This is a genomic window from Pseudomonas sp. AE27 (assembly GCF_037113495.1).
Classification (GTDB): domain Bacteria; phylum Pseudomonadota; class Gammaproteobacteria; order Pseudomonadales; family Pseudomonadaceae; genus Aquipseudomonas; species Aquipseudomonas palmensis.
Genome location: NZ_CP146966.1, coordinates 1,266,834 through 1,279,484 on the forward strand (window position 1 = coordinate 1,266,834; position 12,651 = coordinate 1,279,484).

The window sequence follows — 12,651 nt, forward strand, 5'->3', positions numbered from 1 at the left end:
CCCTCACAGACGACACAAAAGCCTTATTGCCCCAACCACTGCGGCGTATTGAAGTTGCTCAGGCGCCGGTCCTCCTCTGCACACTCCACTGCCTGCAACGGATGCTCCAGCAACGCCCGCAGCAGGCTGCGCTCACCGGCCTGCCATGCCGCCTGCAAGCTCGCCTGCTGGCGCACCGGGATCACGCAGAACATCGGCTGCCACTGCTGGCCCTGGCGCACCATCGCCGCGCAGTCCCCGGTGACCGCCACGCTCAGCAACTGCTCGAGCAACCCGCGCTCGATCAGCGGTGCATCACACGCCAGCACCACCAGCCAGGCATGCCGCGCCACCGCAAGCCCGGCCAGCACCCCGGCCAGCGGCCCGGGAAACCCAGGCTCGGCATCGCCCACCAACTGGTCGGCAAACGCCCGATAGGCGTGCTGGTTGCGATTGCAGGAAAGGATCAGGTCATCGCTCAGATCACGCACCACGGCGTGCACGTGCGCGATCAGCGGGCGGCCCTGCCAGGACAGCAGGCCCTTGTCCTGCCCGCCCATGCGCTGGCCACGGCCGCCGGCCAGCAAAAGAATGGAGCAGGGGGAAAGTACGGCGGCGGTCATTGCAAGGTTCCAGTCCATAAGCGGGCTAGCACCATCCCATGACCGCCGCGCGGCTGTCCATCAGCTTTGTTCGACCACCGCAGTGTCGGCCTGGGCGTCACGCCGGCGCCAGCCGGTCACGCGCATCACCACCACGAAGAACACCGGTACGAACACGATCGCCAGCGTGGCGCTGAGCATGCCGCCGATCACCCCGGTGCCGATGGCCTGCTGACTCGCCGAGCTGGCGCCGGTGGCAATCGCCAGCGGCACCACGCCCAGGATGAACGCCAGCGAGGTCATCACGATGGGCCGCAGGCGCAGGCGCGCGGCCTGCACGGTGGCCTCGACCAGGTCATGCCCTTCGTCCACCAGGCTCTTGGCGAACTCGATGATCAGGATCGCGTTCTTCGCCGACAGGCCGATCAGGGTGATCAGGCCGACCTTGAAGAACACATCGTTGGGCATGTCGCGCAGGGTCACCGCCAGCACCGCACCGAGCACGCCCAGCGGCACCACCAGCAGCACCGAGGTAGGGATCGACCAGCTTTCGTACAGCGCCGCCAGGCACAGGAACACCACCAGCAGCGACAGCGCCATCAGCATCGGTGCCTGCGCCCCGGACAACTGCTCCTGCAGCGACAGCCCGGTCCATTCCAGGCCAAAGCCCAGCGGCAGGGCATCGACCAGGCGCTGCACCTCGGCCATCGCCGCGCCCGAGCTGTAGCCCGGTGCCGGCTCGCCCGACACGGCAATGGCCGGGTAGCCGTTGTAGCGGGTCAGTTGCACCGGCCCCGATACCCACTGCGCCTGGGCGAAGGCCGACAACGGCACCATCTTGCCGCTGGTGTTGCGCACGTGGATCTTGAGCAGGTCCTCGACCTGGCTGCGCTGGTCGCCCTCGGCCTGCACCACCACCCGCTGCATGCGGCCCTGGTTGGGGAAGTCGTTGACGTAGGTCGAGCCGATGGCCGTGTTGAGCACCGTGCCGATGTCGTCGAACGACACGCCCAGCGCGTTGGCCTGCTTGCGGTCGATCAGCAGCTGCACCTGCGGGCTTTCGGCCAGGGCGCTCTCGCGCACGTTGGCCAGCACCGGGCTTTTCGCGGCCTCGGCCAGCAACTGGTCACGCGCCGCCATCAGCCCGGCATGGCCCACGCCGGCACGGTCCTGCAGGCGGAACTCGAAACCGGTCGAGGTGCCCAGGCCATCCACCGAGGGCGGCAGCACCGCATAGGCCACCGCGTTCTTGAACTGGCTGAAGGCGATGTTGGCGCGCTCGGCGATGGCCTCGGCGCTGTGCTTGGCGGTGCGCTCGGACCAGTCCTTGAGCGTGGTGAACACCAGCGCCGCGTTCTGCCCGCTGCCCGAGAAACTGAAGCCCAGGATCACCGTGGTGTTGCCCACGCCAGGTTCGCCTGCGCTGTGCGCCTCGATCTGCTCGGCCACCTGCACGGTACGGTTGCGGCTGGCGCCGGGCGGCAGCTGCACGTCGGTGATGGTGTAGCCCTGGTCTTCGGTAGGCAGGAACGAGGAGGGCAGCTGGCTGAAGGTCCAGCCCAGCGCCACCAGCAGCAGGCCATACACCACCAGGTAGCGGCCGCTGCGCTGGATCGCGTGCATCACCCAGCGCTGGTAGCCGTTGCTCATGCCTTCGAACTTGCGGTTGAACCAGCCGAAGAAACCGCGCTTGACGTGGTGTTCGCCCTTGGCGATCGGCTTGAGCAGGGTGGCGCACAACGCCGGGGTCAGGCTCAGGGCAAGGAACGCCGAGAACAGGATCGATACCGCCATCGACGCCGAGAACTGCTGGTAGATCACCCCCACCGAGCCCTGCATGAACGCCATCGGCACGAACACCGCCACCAGCACCACGGTGATGCCGACGATGGCGCCGCTGATCTGCTGCATGGCCTTGCGCGTGGCTTGCTTGGGCGGCAGGCCTTCCTCGGCCATGATCCGCTCGACGTTCTCCACCACCACGATGGCGTCGTCCACCAGGATGCCGATGGCCAGCACCATGCCGAACAGGGTCAGCACGTTGATCGAGAAGCCCAGCGTCAGCATCACCGCGAAGGTGCCCATCAGCGCCACCGGCACCACCAGGGTCGGGATCAGCGTGTAGCGGATGTTCTGCAGGAACAGGAACATCACCAGGAACACCAGCACCATGGCCTCGATCAGGGTGTTGATCACCTGTTCGATCGACACCTTGACGAACGGCGAGGTGTCATACGGGATGTCGTACACCGCCCCGGGCGGGAAGTAGCGCGACAGCTCGTCCATCTTGGCCTTGACCAGGGTCGCGGTCTGCATGGCGTTGGCACCGGGCGCCAGCTGCACGCTGAAGGCGGTGGACGGCTTGCCGTTCAGGCGCGTGCCGTACTGGTACTCCTGGGCGCCGATCTCGACCCGCGCCACATCACCCACGGTGACCCGCGAGCCATCCGCATTGGCGCGCAGCACGATGTCGGCGAACTCCTGGGGCGTCGACAGCTGGCCCTTGATCAGCACGTTGGCAGTGATTTCCTGGGTCGGGCTGCCGGGCAGGTCGCCGATGCTGCCAGGGGCCACCTGGGCGTTCTGCGCGGCAATCGCAAGGTTCACGTCCTCGGGGGTGAGGTTGAAGCCGATCAGCTTCTGCGGGTCGAGCCAGATACGCATGGCGCGTTCCGAGCCATACAGCTGCGCCTTGCCCACGCCCGGTACGCGGCGCACCTCGTTCATCACGTTGCGCGCCAGAAAGTCGCTCAGCGCGGTTTCGTCTAGGCGGTCATCGTCGGCGGTCAGGGTCACCAGCATCAGGAACCCGGTGGAGATCTTCTCCACCTGCAGGCCCTGCTGGGTCACCGCCCGCGGCAGGCGCGACTCGACGATCTTCAGGCGGTTCTGCACATCGACCTGGGCCAGTTCCGGGTTGGTGCCCGGCTGGAAGGTCGCCGTTACCGTGGCGCTGCCCAGGCTGCTGGTGGACTGGAAGTACAGCAGGTGATCGGCGCCGTTGAGCTCCTGCTCGATCAGGCTGACCACGCTCTCGTCCATGGTCTGCGCCGAGGCACCGGGGTATACCGCGTACACCTCGATCTGTGGCGGCGCCACGTTGGGGTACTGGGCCACCGGCAACTGCGGGATGGCCAGCGCACCGCCGAGCAGGATGAACAGCGCGACCACCCAGGCGAACACTGGGCGGTCAATAAAGAACTGCGGCATGGATCAGGGCCTCACTGGGCGGTGGTCTGGGCGATGGGGGCAGCCGTGTCGGTGGCGGGGGTCACGCTCACCTGGTCACCCACCTTCACGTGCTGCAGGCCTTCGGTGACGATGCGATCGCCCGGGGCCAGGCCCTCGGTGACGATCCAGCGGTCCTGCTGCACGCTGCCCAGCACCACGGCGCGCTCGCTCACGCGCTGCTCGGCGTCCACCAGCAGCACCCGCGGCAGGCCCGCGCTGTCACGCAGGATGGCCTGCTGCGGCACGCTGATGCCCTTGGGCTGCACCGCCTGTTCCAGGCGCACGCGGATGAAGCTGCCGGGCAGCAGGTCCAGGTCGGGGTTGGGGAACTCGCTGCGCAGGGTGATCTGGCCGGTGCTCGGGTCCACGCTGATGTCGGAGAACAGCAGCTTGCCCGCCAGCGGGTAAGGCGTGCCGTCATCCTGGATCAGCGTGGCGCGGGCCTGGTCCTGGCCCACCTGCTTGAGCTCGCCGGCACGCAGGGCACGGCGCAGGGCGTTGATCTCGCGGGTCGACTGGGTCAGGTCGGCATGGATCGGGTCGAGCTGCTGAATGATCGCCAGCGGGGTCGATTCGTTCTGCCCCACCAGCGCGCCCTCGGTCACCAGGGCACGGCCCACGCGCCCGGAAATCGGCGCGGTCACGGTGGCATAGCCCAGGTTCAGGCGCGCACGCTCGAGCGCGGCCTTGGCCGCTGCCACTTCGGCGTCGGCCTGCATGGCGGCGGCGCGGGCGTTGTCGTGCTCCTGGCGGCTGATCGCGTCGATCGAAATCAGCTCGGCGTAGCGCTGGTCCTGCAGGCGCGCCTGAAAGCGCGTGGCCTCGGCCTTGGCCAGGTTGGCGCGGGCGCTGTCGTAGTCGGCCTTGAACGGTGCCGGGTCGATGCGAAACAGCACGTCGCCCTGTTTCACGTCGCTGCCCTCACGGTACACCCGCTTGAGCACCACCCCGGCCACCCGCGCGCGCACCTCGGCGATGCGTGGCGCCAGGATGCGCCCCGACAGCTCGGTGCTGATGGCCAGGGGTTGCTCGCGCACGGTTTCGACGCTGACGGCGGGCTTGGGGGCTTGTTCTTCGGCGGGCGGCTTGCTGTCGCAGCCGGCCAGGGCCAGGCTCAGCAGCAACAGGGGCGCCAGGGTACGCAGACGGACGGGGCTTGAACTGGGCATGCGGATCTTCCATAAATGACCCGGCAATGCTAAGGCAGCCGCGCTACAGGCAGTTGTTAAGCTATGTAGGGCGAGTGTGAAAAAGTGTGAAGAATTTCGCGACCTGCGAATAAGCGCTATATCCTGCCTGACTTTCCCGGCCTTTCAAACTACCCATGCCCACTATCCTTCTGGTTGAAGACGACTGCGCCCTGAGCGAACTGATCGCCAGCTACCTGCAACGCAATGGTTTCAGCGTCAGCGTGATTGCGCGGGGGGACCACGTGCTGGAAGAGGCGCGGCGCAGCAAACCCGACCTGGTGATCCTGGACCTGATGCTGCCGGGCCTGGACGGCCTGCAGGTGTGCCGGCAGCTGCGCGCCGAATCGCTGCTGCTGCCGATCCTCATGCTCACCGCCCGCGACGACAGCCACGACCAGGTGCTGGGCCTGGAAATGGGCGCCGACGACTACGTCAGCAAGCCGTGCGAGCCGCGCGTGCTGCTGGCGCGGGTGCGGACCCTGCTGCGGCGCAGCAGCATCAACGAGCCGCATCTCGAGAGCGACCTGATCGTGATCGGCGGGCTGCGCATCGACCTGGCCGAACGCACCGTGCTGTGGCGCGACCAGACGGTGGAGTTGTCCAGCGGCGAGTTCAACCTGCTGGTGGTGCTGGCGCGCAATGCCGGCAGCGTGCTCAGCCGCGACTGCATCCTGCAGCAGTTGCGCGGCATCGAGTTCAACGGCACCGACCGCTCGGTGGACGTGGCCATCTCCAAGCTGCGGCGCAAGTTCGACGACAGCGCCGGCGAGGCGCGCAAGATCAAGACGGTGTGGGGCAAGGGCTACCTGTTCAGCCGAGTCGAGTGGGAATTCTGAGGAGCGGCCACGGCCATGCTGAAAATTCTGGTACGCCTGTATCTGGTGACCATCGTCGCGTATGCCGGGTCGATCTTCCTGATCCCCGAACTGATCCTGCATGTGTTCCATGACCGCTACATCGCCTACAACCAGGACCAGGCGCGGGGCGTGCAGCGCCTGATCGTCAACCAGTTCCACCTCAAGCACCGCGACAGCTGGCCCCAGGTGGCCGAGGCGCTGAACACCGATTTCGCCCCCCTCAGCATCGAGCTGCGCCGGCGCGCCGACCTGGACCTGAACGCCGAGGAGCAGGCGCACCTGCAGGCCGGCCAGTACGTGGTGCGCCTGGGGGAGTGGGGCTATTACGAAACCGCCCTGGCGCCGCTGGACAGCGAGTGGATGGTGGTGCTGCGCAACCCGCCGGACCCGGCGGACATCTACCTGCTGTCGTGGGGCATCACCGTCCTGATCGGTGCGGCGCTGCTGGGCTGCCTGCTGTTCTGGGTGCGCCCGCACTGGCGTGACCTGCAGCGGCTCAAGGCCACGGCGCAGCGCCTGGGCGAAGGCAACCTGGCGGAGCGCACGCTGATCTCGCCACGCTCGAACATCGGCGCGCTGGCCAAGGTGTTCGATACCATGGCGGCGGATATCGAATGCCTGCTGACCCAGCAGCGCGAGTTGCTCAATGCGGTGTCGCATGAGCTGCGCACGCCGCTGACCCGCCTGGATTTCGGCCTGGTGCTGCTGTACGACGAAATGCCCCCGGCCAGTCGCAAGCGCCTGCTGGAACTGGTGGGGCACGTGCGCGAGCTGGATGCGCTGGTGCTTGAGCTGCTGTCGTACAACCGCTTGCAGAATGGCCAGGGTGGCGAGCGGGTGGAGGTGGCGCTGCCCGAGTTCGTCGACAGCATCCTGGGCAGCTATGCCGAAGAGCTGGATGGGCGCGGGGTGAGCCTGGAGGTGCGTGCCGAGCCGGATCTGCCGCGCTTTGTGCTGGACCCGCGGTTGACGGCGCGGGCGGTGCAGAACCTGATCCGCAACGCCATGCGTTATTGCGGGCAGCGCATCCTGCTGCGCCTGAGCGTGGATGCCAAGGGCGCGTGCGTGCTGACCGTCGAGGATGACGGCATTGGCATTCCGCAGGAGGAGCGCGAGCGCATCTTCCAGCCGTTCTACCGCCTGGATCGCAGTCGGGACCGTGCCACGGGCGGGTTTGGCCTGGGGTTGGCGATCAGCCGTCGGGTGATCGAGGGGCAGGGTGGCACCCTGACGGTGGGGCAGTCGGCGTTGGGGGGGGCGCAGTTTCGCATCTGCTTGCCGCGGGGGCGGTAGGGGCGACAAGTCTGATGTCAGGTGGATTCACTGCAATCGGGTGTCGAACACACCGAGGCTGGCAATACCGCCCCGTGTAGGAGCCGGCCTTGCCGGCGAAGCGCCGCGCTTGCGGCGCTCGATCCTGAGAGCGCTGCAAGGGCATCGGTTGGCTCTAGTCGGCCACCGCAATTCCTGGCTGGTTTTCCAGCTCACCCCTTCAATCATCAGCCTTGAAATTCATTCGGGCTGGAAGGTGCCTGTCTTGAATCCACCGGTGCTCCCAAAACCGAGCGCCGCCCGCGCGGCGCTTCGCCGGCAACGCCGGCTCCTACATTGGCTGCAACGAACCATGGCCTGCAGGAATGCAACTGCGCCGATCACGGCCCCGGCCGCTGCGGCCGCACCGACACCCCGAACGCATTGCCCATGCGCTGCCCCGTGGCCGACTGGTTGAACAACCCCAGCTGGTTCGGCGCGCGCCGGCTCACATCCACCTCCATCGCCTTGCGGTTGGCCTGCGCCGCGCGCTGCCCGTTGCCGTTCTGCAACTGGCGCGTCAGGCAGTCGTACGCCAGCGCCCGCGCCTGGCCCACCTGCACGTCGATGCAACCCTCGTCCTGTCCCGCCTGCACCACGCCACTCGACAGGCCACTCAGCAGACCGGCAACCAGCCACAACCCCGCGATTCGACAGCCCATGTCCATGCCCTCCCTGAAGCGGTTTCCCCCAGTCTAGCCCCAGGCGACTTCCCACATCGTTAAGGTTTTTTGCCTACCGCTGTCACATCAGATTCATACACAGGCCCCACGATGGCGACTTTCGGGGGAGACACCGGTTTGCGCCACTGCCTTGCCAGAATCGCCGTGCTGCTGTTGGCCGTGCTGGCGATGCCGGTGCACGGCGCAGGCCCGATCCGTTTCGACATACCGGCCCAGCCACTGGACGAGGCGCTGCACGCCTTCGGCCAGCAGAGCGGCATGGCGGTGCTGGTGGACCGGGAGCTGACCGCACGCCAGCGCTCGATGCCGCTGAACGGCGCGTTCAGCGCCCGCGACGGCCTGCGCAGGCTGCTCGAAGGCACCGGGCTGATGGCCCGCTACAGCGGCGCCGAGGCTTTCACCGTGCAGCGCGTGGCACTGCCGGCAGCCGCGCCGAACCCGCGTGCCACAGGCGGGGCCGGCGCGGCCGGCAATTATGCGCGCACGCTGCAACGCGCCGTGGAACAGGCGCTGTGTGCCAGCGCGCTGGCACGCCCAGGCCATTACCGGGCCGCGGTGCAGGTATGGATCGACGCCCGCGGGGTGCTGGCCCAGAGCCGCCTGCTGGCCTCCACCGGCGATCACCGGCGTGACAGCGCGCTGGTCGAAAGCCTGCGCGCCCTGCGCCTGGAGCGGCCACCGCCCTCGGCGCTGGCGCAACCGGTGACGCTGCTGCTGTTGCCCGATACACGCATGGACTGCCCTTAATCGCATGGAGGCTAGGCAGTATGAATACACCTCTGGTCACGTTGTTCCTGACCTCTTACGACGAGTTCAAGGTGCGCCTCAAACGCCGCCTGGGTTCGGACGACCTGGCCTGCGACGTGCTCCAGGAAACCTACCTGCGGGTCGACCGCATGCAGGCCACCCACGCGCTGCACAAGCCCAACGCCTACCTGTACCGCATGGCCCTGAACATCGCCGCCGACCGGCGCCAGGCCGACGCCCGGCTGCTCACCGGCGCCGAGGTCGAAGACCTGCTGCAGGTGGCCGAAGACCAGGACCCGGCGCGCATTGTCGGCGGCCAGCAGGAAATCCAGTGCCTGCTCGGCGCACTCTACGAACTGCCGGCACGGCGCCGGCGTATCTTCATTGCCGCGCGCCTGGAGGAAGCCTCGCACCTGGAAATCGCCCAGCGCTTCGGCATCTCCACGCGCATGGTCGAGAAGGAGCTCAAGGCCGCACTGGGTTACTGCGCCACGCGGCTGGAAAGAAAAGTGTTCCAGCGGTTCGGTCCCGGTGCGGGAAAACCGTCTTGAACAATACACAGCGCCATTTTGATGCAGGCCCCTCAGACCATGACACCCCAGACTTCGGCTGAACCCAGCCTGCACAGCCAGGCCCAGGACTGGTTGCTGCTGCTTACCTCAGGGCGCGCCACCGTCGCCGACGCACGCGCCCTGCGCCAGTGGTGCGCACAGAGCCCGGCGCACGCCCAGGCCTTCGAGCAGGCCCGCCAGCTGTGGCAGCAGCTGGAGCCGGCGGCGCGCCAGGCCGAGCGCGTGGTGCCCCTGCGTACCCTGGGGCGCCGTGCGTTCCTGGGCGGCGCGCTGGCGGCCTCGGCAGCCTTCGTGCTGCTGCGCAGCAACCTGGTGGACGGGCTCGGCACGCCAGCGGCAGACTTTCACACCGGCGTCGGCGAGCAGCGGCGCATCGACCTGACCCAGGGCATCGCGCTGGAGCTCAACACCCAGACCCGCATCAACCGCAGCGGCGAAGCGATCGCCCTGCTCGAAGGCGAGGTCGAGGTGCTGGCCCAGGCCCCGGTGCAGGTGCAGGCCGGGCAGACCTGGGTGTCGGCCCAGGCCGGGCGCTTCAATGTACGCCACACCGATTCGGCCGTGTGCGTCACCTGCCTGCAGGGCCAGGTGCAGATTCTCTGGCAGGGCCGCAGCTTGCCCGTGCCCGCCGGCCAGCAACTGCGTTACGACGCCCGCAGCGCCGGCAGCGCGCAGCCGTTCGATGCCGAACAGGTAATGGCCTGGCGCGAGCAGCGGCTGGTGTTCCATGACGCGCCGCTGAGCCAGGTGATCGACGAAATCAACCGCTACCGCCCCGGCATGCTGGTGCTGCTCAACCCCAGCCTGGGGCGACGCAAGGTGCAGGCGCGCTTCAGCCTGGCGCAACTGCCAGGGGTGGCGCAGCTGATCCGCGATGCCTACGGCGCACGCTGCACCGAACTGCCCGGTGGCGTGGTGCTGCTCAGTTGAGCGGCCCCAGTACCTGGCGGTAACGCTGCGGGCCCTGGGCGCTCTGGCGCAGCAGTTCGATCTCGAGCCCCGGCGGATTGTCCCGGGCCTCGCCGGTCAGGTGCCGCCAGCCCTTGCCCGGCTCCCACACCCGCAGGTTGAATTCAGCCACATCCTCCAGTACCGCCACCCGGCCGGCAGGCGCCGGTAGCGGGAAGCGGTCGCGTGCCGGCGCCGCGGCGCGGTACAGCGTGCCACCCTGCAACCACCAGCGCACGCGCATCAGGCCGTCGTCGGCGGCGCTGCTGCGAATCAGCTCCAGGCGCGCCGGGCGCCCGTCGCTGGCCTGCACCCGCACCGCAGGCAGCGGTTTTTCGCTGGGCGGGTCCATGCCCGCCAGCACCGGCTCGGCCAGTTCGCTGCTGGCACGCAGGGCCAGGTCGCGCTCCAGCTGGTTGAACACCCGCAGCAGGGCGCGGGCCTGTTCGGTGCTGTCCTTGACGTGGCGGTCGGCGCGGCTGACGCTGTCCAGCCCGCGCCAGGCCACCAGGCTGACGATGGCCATCAACAGGATCGCCACCATCACCTCGATCAGGGTGAACCCGCCTTGCGGGTGGCGCCTCATGGCTGGTGCACCTCGACACGGCCGGCGGCATCGCGGCGCACTTCGATCTGCTGCTGGCCGCTGACCAGGCGCAGGGTCAGCGGCTCGCCGATCCATTCCGGGTCGATGCGCACGGCCCGCTGCGGGGTGCGCTGCACCGTCACCGGCGCGGCCTGCCAGGGGCGCGGGCGCAGCAGCGGGTCGCCGTCCAGCGCCGCGCCGGCCCGCACAAAACGGTAGCCGTCGCGGTCGGCCTGCCAGAGCAGGGCGCGGCCATTGGCCTGCACCTCGCTCTGGGCCACCAGCAGCAATTGCGCCAGGCGCTCGGCGTCTTCGCGCAGGGCCCTGGCCGGGTCAGGGCGGATGTTCAGGCTGATGGCGGCGCTGGCGATGCCGACGATCACCAGCACCACCATCAGTTCGATCAGGGTAAAGCCCTGTTGTGGATGGCTGCGTTGCATGGGGCGATGCCTCCTTGGCTGGTGACAGCGTGCACGGCGGAGATGATCGTCGTGTGAAACAAAAGCGTGAGAATCGGCGCGTATGCTCGGGCCAGGAACCACACGGAGACCGTTCCCCATGGCACTAGCATTCAAACCCGTGGCTGCCCCGCAACTGGTCCAGGGCGCGGCGCTGCTCGCGGCGCTAGCCGGGCTCGCGACCTGGGGCACGTTGCTCTGGGCGCCCACCCCCCAACCGGTGCCGGCTGCCATGGAGCAGACCCTATCGGCACCCCCGGCCGCCGCCGGGCAGTGGTTCGCCAACCTGCCGGCGCAGGTCGACATCAGCCTCAGCGGGCTGCTGGCCGGCAGTGCCGGTGCGGTGGCCATCGTTTCGCTCAACGGCGGCGCGCCACAGGCCGTGCGGGTGGGCGAGCAACTGGCGCAGGGGGTGCAACTGGTGGCCATAGAAGCCGATGCGCTGGTGATCGAGCGCGCCGGGGAACGCAGCCGCATCGGCATCGCCCGACTGCCCGAAGGCCCCGCGCTGCCGCGCCTCATTCGCCCCTAGGCGCCTGGCCCAGCCAGCTCTCCAGGCGCGCCAGCGGCGGGCCTTCACGGTCACGCTCGAACACCTCCAGGCGCACCTGCAGCAGCCCACCGGGGCGGCTGTCGACCTGCTGCTCGCAGCGCAGGCGCAGGCGCCCCTGGTCGCACTCCAAGCGGCGCACGCCCGGGGTTGCCTGGCCTTCCAGGCGCAGTTCGGCAAGGCGCGCCTGGGCCGAGAGCAGAGCCAGCGACTTGTCGCGCAGCAGGCCATTGCCCTGGGTCATCAGCCCGGCCGCGCGCACTGCAGCGGCCATCGCCACGGCCACGATGGCCAGCGCCACCAGCACTTCGATCAGGGTAAAACCGGCCTGTTGCGGGCGGCGTCTGCGCATGGGCATCTCGGTGTGGGCAAAGCTGCATCCTAGGGGGTCTGTCTGACCGATTGGCGACCGGAACTCCCGAGGATTTTCAATACCACTGACATATGCCCTTGCCACAATCGGCCCCCGAATCCCGCCAAGGAATGCCGAGATGTCGCTTACCTGCCCACGCCGTTCTGCCCCCCGTCGCCAACGCGGTTTCACCCTGATCGAGATCATGGTGGTGGTGGTCATCCTCGGGATCCTGGCAGCGATGGTGGTGCCCAAGGTGCTCGACCGCCCCGACCAGGCGCGTGCCACCGCCGCCCGCCAGGACATCGCCGGGCTGATGCAGGCACTCAAGCTCTACCGCCTGGACAACGGCAGCTACCCCAGCGCCGCCCAGGGCCTCAAGGTACTGGTGGAAAAACCCGCCTCGGCCAAGCCCGGCACCTGGCGCGCCTACCTGGAGCGCCTGCCCAACGACCCCTGGGGCCGCCCCTACCACTACCTCAACCCCGGTGCCAACGGCGAGATCGACGTGTTCTCGCTGGGCGCCGATGGCGAGCCTGACGGCGACGGCGTGAACGCCGATATCGGCTCCTGGCAGCTGTAGGC

At 68.3% G+C, this 12,651-nt stretch carries 14 protein-coding genes; 7 read left to right on the plus strand and 7 right to left on the minus strand.

Annotation, left to right across the window (positions count from 1 at the left end; translation table 11 throughout):
* Positions 1 to 23 precede the first annotated feature (23 nt).
* The 3 genes from mobA to V9K84_RS05990 are packed head-to-tail and all read right to left on the minus strand — an operon-like array spanning position 24 to position 4,981.
* Positions 24 to 602, minus strand: coding sequence for a molybdenum cofactor guanylyltransferase MobA (gene mobA / locus V9K84_RS05980; RefSeq protein WP_088515449.1), 579 nt, complete (start codon positions 600 to 602; stop codon positions 24 to 26).
* 60 nt (positions 603 to 662) lie between these two features.
* Positions 663 to 3,791: an efflux RND transporter permease subunit gene (locus tag V9K84_RS05985; protein ID WP_088515448.1), complete on the minus strand. Its 3,129-nt coding sequence runs from the start codon at positions 3,789 to 3,791 to the stop codon at positions 663 to 665.
* 11 nt (positions 3,792 to 3,802) lie between these two features.
* Entirely contained in the window at positions 3,803 to 4,981 is a 1,179-nt protein-coding gene (locus V9K84_RS05990) for an efflux RND transporter periplasmic adaptor subunit (RefSeq protein ID WP_043859688.1), read from the minus strand.
* A 155-nt stretch (positions 4,982 to 5,136) separates the two neighbouring features.
* Between V9K84_RS05990 and V9K84_RS05995 the strand changes: the two genes are divergently transcribed.
* Positions 5,137 to 5,838, plus strand: coding sequence for a response regulator transcription factor (locus V9K84_RS05995; RefSeq protein WP_043859689.1), 702 nt, complete (start codon positions 5,137 to 5,139; stop codon positions 5,836 to 5,838).
* Between the two features lie 15 nt (positions 5,839 to 5,853).
* Positions 5,854 to 7,152, plus strand: a complete 1,299-nt coding sequence (locus V9K84_RS06000; RefSeq protein ID WP_054916096.1) for an ATP-binding protein — start codon at positions 5,854 to 5,856, stop codon at positions 7,150 to 7,152.
* A 359-nt stretch (positions 7,153 to 7,511) separates the two neighbouring features.
* Here the strand turns inward: V9K84_RS06000 and V9K84_RS06005 are convergent, their stop codons facing one another.
* Positions 7,512 to 7,832, minus strand: coding sequence for a hypothetical protein (locus V9K84_RS06005; RefSeq protein ID WP_054916095.1), 321 nt, complete (start codon positions 7,830 to 7,832; stop codon positions 7,512 to 7,514).
* A gap of 138 nt (positions 7,833 to 7,970) precedes the next feature.
* Here V9K84_RS06005 and V9K84_RS06010 point away from each other — a divergent pair, with 138 nt between their 5' ends.
* Genes V9K84_RS06010 through V9K84_RS06020 form a run of 3 tightly spaced genes read left to right on the plus strand, consistent with a single transcriptional unit; the run spans position 7,971 to position 10,102 of the window.
* A complete protein-coding gene (locus V9K84_RS06010) occupies positions 7,971 to 8,600 on the plus strand; it encodes an STN domain-containing protein (protein WP_235384135.1) in 630 nt (209 codons plus the stop codon).
* Between the two features lie 20 nt (positions 8,601 to 8,620).
* On the plus strand, positions 8,621 to 9,151 hold the full coding sequence (locus V9K84_RS06015) for a sigma-70 family RNA polymerase sigma factor (RefSeq protein ID WP_043860351.1): 531 nt from the start codon (positions 8,621 to 8,623) through the stop codon (positions 9,149 to 9,151).
* Between the two features lie 39 nt (positions 9,152 to 9,190).
* Positions 9,191 to 10,102: a DUF4880 domain-containing protein gene (locus tag V9K84_RS06020; RefSeq protein ID WP_218195178.1), complete on the plus strand. Its 912-nt coding sequence runs from the start codon at positions 9,191 to 9,193 to the stop codon at positions 10,100 to 10,102.
* On the opposite strand, the gene V9K84_RS06025 is transcribed toward V9K84_RS06020, so the two are convergent.
* Both V9K84_RS06025 and V9K84_RS06030 read right to left on the minus strand, forming a co-directional pair.
* On the minus strand, positions 10,095 to 10,706 hold the full coding sequence (locus V9K84_RS06025; RefSeq protein WP_054916093.1) for a prepilin-type N-terminal cleavage/methylation domain-containing protein: 612 nt from the start codon (positions 10,704 to 10,706) through the stop codon (positions 10,095 to 10,097). The genes V9K84_RS06020 and V9K84_RS06025 overlap by 8 nt on opposite strands.
* Positions 10,703 to 11,146, minus strand: coding sequence for a GspH/FimT family pseudopilin (locus V9K84_RS06030; protein WP_088515446.1), 444 nt, complete (start codon positions 11,144 to 11,146; stop codon positions 10,703 to 10,705). The genes V9K84_RS06025 and V9K84_RS06030 overlap by 4 nt, the downstream gene beginning before the upstream one ends.
* Before the next feature lie 118 nt (positions 11,147 to 11,264).
* Between V9K84_RS06030 and V9K84_RS06035 the strand changes: the two genes are divergently transcribed.
* Positions 11,265 to 11,696 (plus strand): type II secretion system protein N, encoded by a 432-nt coding sequence (locus V9K84_RS06035; RefSeq protein WP_088515445.1) that lies wholly within the window; start codon positions 11,265 to 11,267, stop codon positions 11,694 to 11,696.
* Here the strand turns inward: V9K84_RS06035 and gspI are convergent.
* Positions 11,683 to 12,066: a type II secretion system minor pseudopilin GspI gene (gene gspI, locus V9K84_RS06040; RefSeq protein ID WP_088515444.1), complete on the minus strand. Its 384-nt coding sequence runs from the start codon at positions 12,064 to 12,066 to the stop codon at positions 11,683 to 11,685. The two genes, V9K84_RS06035 and gspI, sit on opposite strands and share 14 nt — an antisense overlap.
* A 139-nt stretch (positions 12,067 to 12,205) precedes the next feature.
* Between gspI and gspG the strand changes: the two genes are divergently transcribed.
* Positions 12,206 to 12,649, plus strand: a complete 444-nt coding sequence (gene gspG, locus V9K84_RS06045) for a type II secretion system major pseudopilin GspG (RefSeq protein ID WP_054916090.1) — start codon at positions 12,206 to 12,208, stop codon at positions 12,647 to 12,649.
* The last annotated feature ends 2 nt before the right edge of the window (positions 12,650 to 12,651 follow it).

Excerpts from the sequence above, each read along its gene's own strand:
- V9K84_RS06025 (WP_054916093.1), bottom strand. The coding sequence starts at position 10,706 with ATGAGGCGCCACCCGCAAGGCGGGTTCACCCTGATCGAGGTGATGGTG.
- V9K84_RS05985 (WP_088515448.1), bottom strand. The coding sequence starts at position 3,791 with ATGCCGCAGTTCTTTATTGACCGCCCAGTGTTCGCCTGGGTGGTCGCG.
- V9K84_RS06000 (WP_054916096.1), top strand. The coding sequence starts at position 5,854 with ATGCTGAAAATTCTGGTACGCCTGTATCTGGTGACCATCGTCGCGTAT.
- gspI (WP_088515444.1), bottom strand. The coding sequence starts at position 12,066 with ATGCGCAGACGCCGCCCGCAACAGGCCGGTTTTACCCTGATCGAAGTG.
- V9K84_RS06035 (WP_088515445.1), top strand. The coding sequence starts at position 11,265 with ATGGCACTAGCATTCAAACCCGTGGCTGCCCCGCAACTGGTCCAGGGC.
- V9K84_RS05990 (WP_043859688.1), bottom strand. The coding sequence starts at position 4,981 with ATGCCCAGTTCAAGCCCCGTCCGTCTGCGTACCCTGGCGCCCCTGTTG.
- mobA (WP_088515449.1), bottom strand. The coding sequence starts at position 602 with ATGACCGCCGCCGTACTTTCCCCCTGCTCCATTCTTTTGCTGGCCGGC.
- V9K84_RS05995 (WP_043859689.1), top strand. The coding sequence starts at position 5,137 with ATGCCCACTATCCTTCTGGTTGAAGACGACTGCGCCCTGAGCGAACTG.
- V9K84_RS06015 (WP_043860351.1), top strand. The coding sequence starts at position 8,621 with ATGAATACACCTCTGGTCACGTTGTTCCTGACCTCTTACGACGAGTTC.
- gspG (WP_054916090.1), top strand. The coding sequence starts at position 12,206 with ATGTCGCTTACCTGCCCACGCCGTTCTGCCCCCCGTCGCCAACGCGGT.
- V9K84_RS06030 (WP_088515446.1), bottom strand. The coding sequence starts at position 11,146 with ATGCAACGCAGCCATCCACAACAGGGCTTTACCCTGATCGAACTGATG.
- V9K84_RS06020 (WP_218195178.1), top strand. The coding sequence starts at position 9,191 with ATGACACCCCAGACTTCGGCTGAACCCAGCCTGCACAGCCAGGCCCAG.
- V9K84_RS06005 (WP_054916095.1), bottom strand. The coding sequence starts at position 7,832 with ATGGGCTGTCGAATCGCGGGGTTGTGGCTGGTTGCCGGTCTGCTGAGT.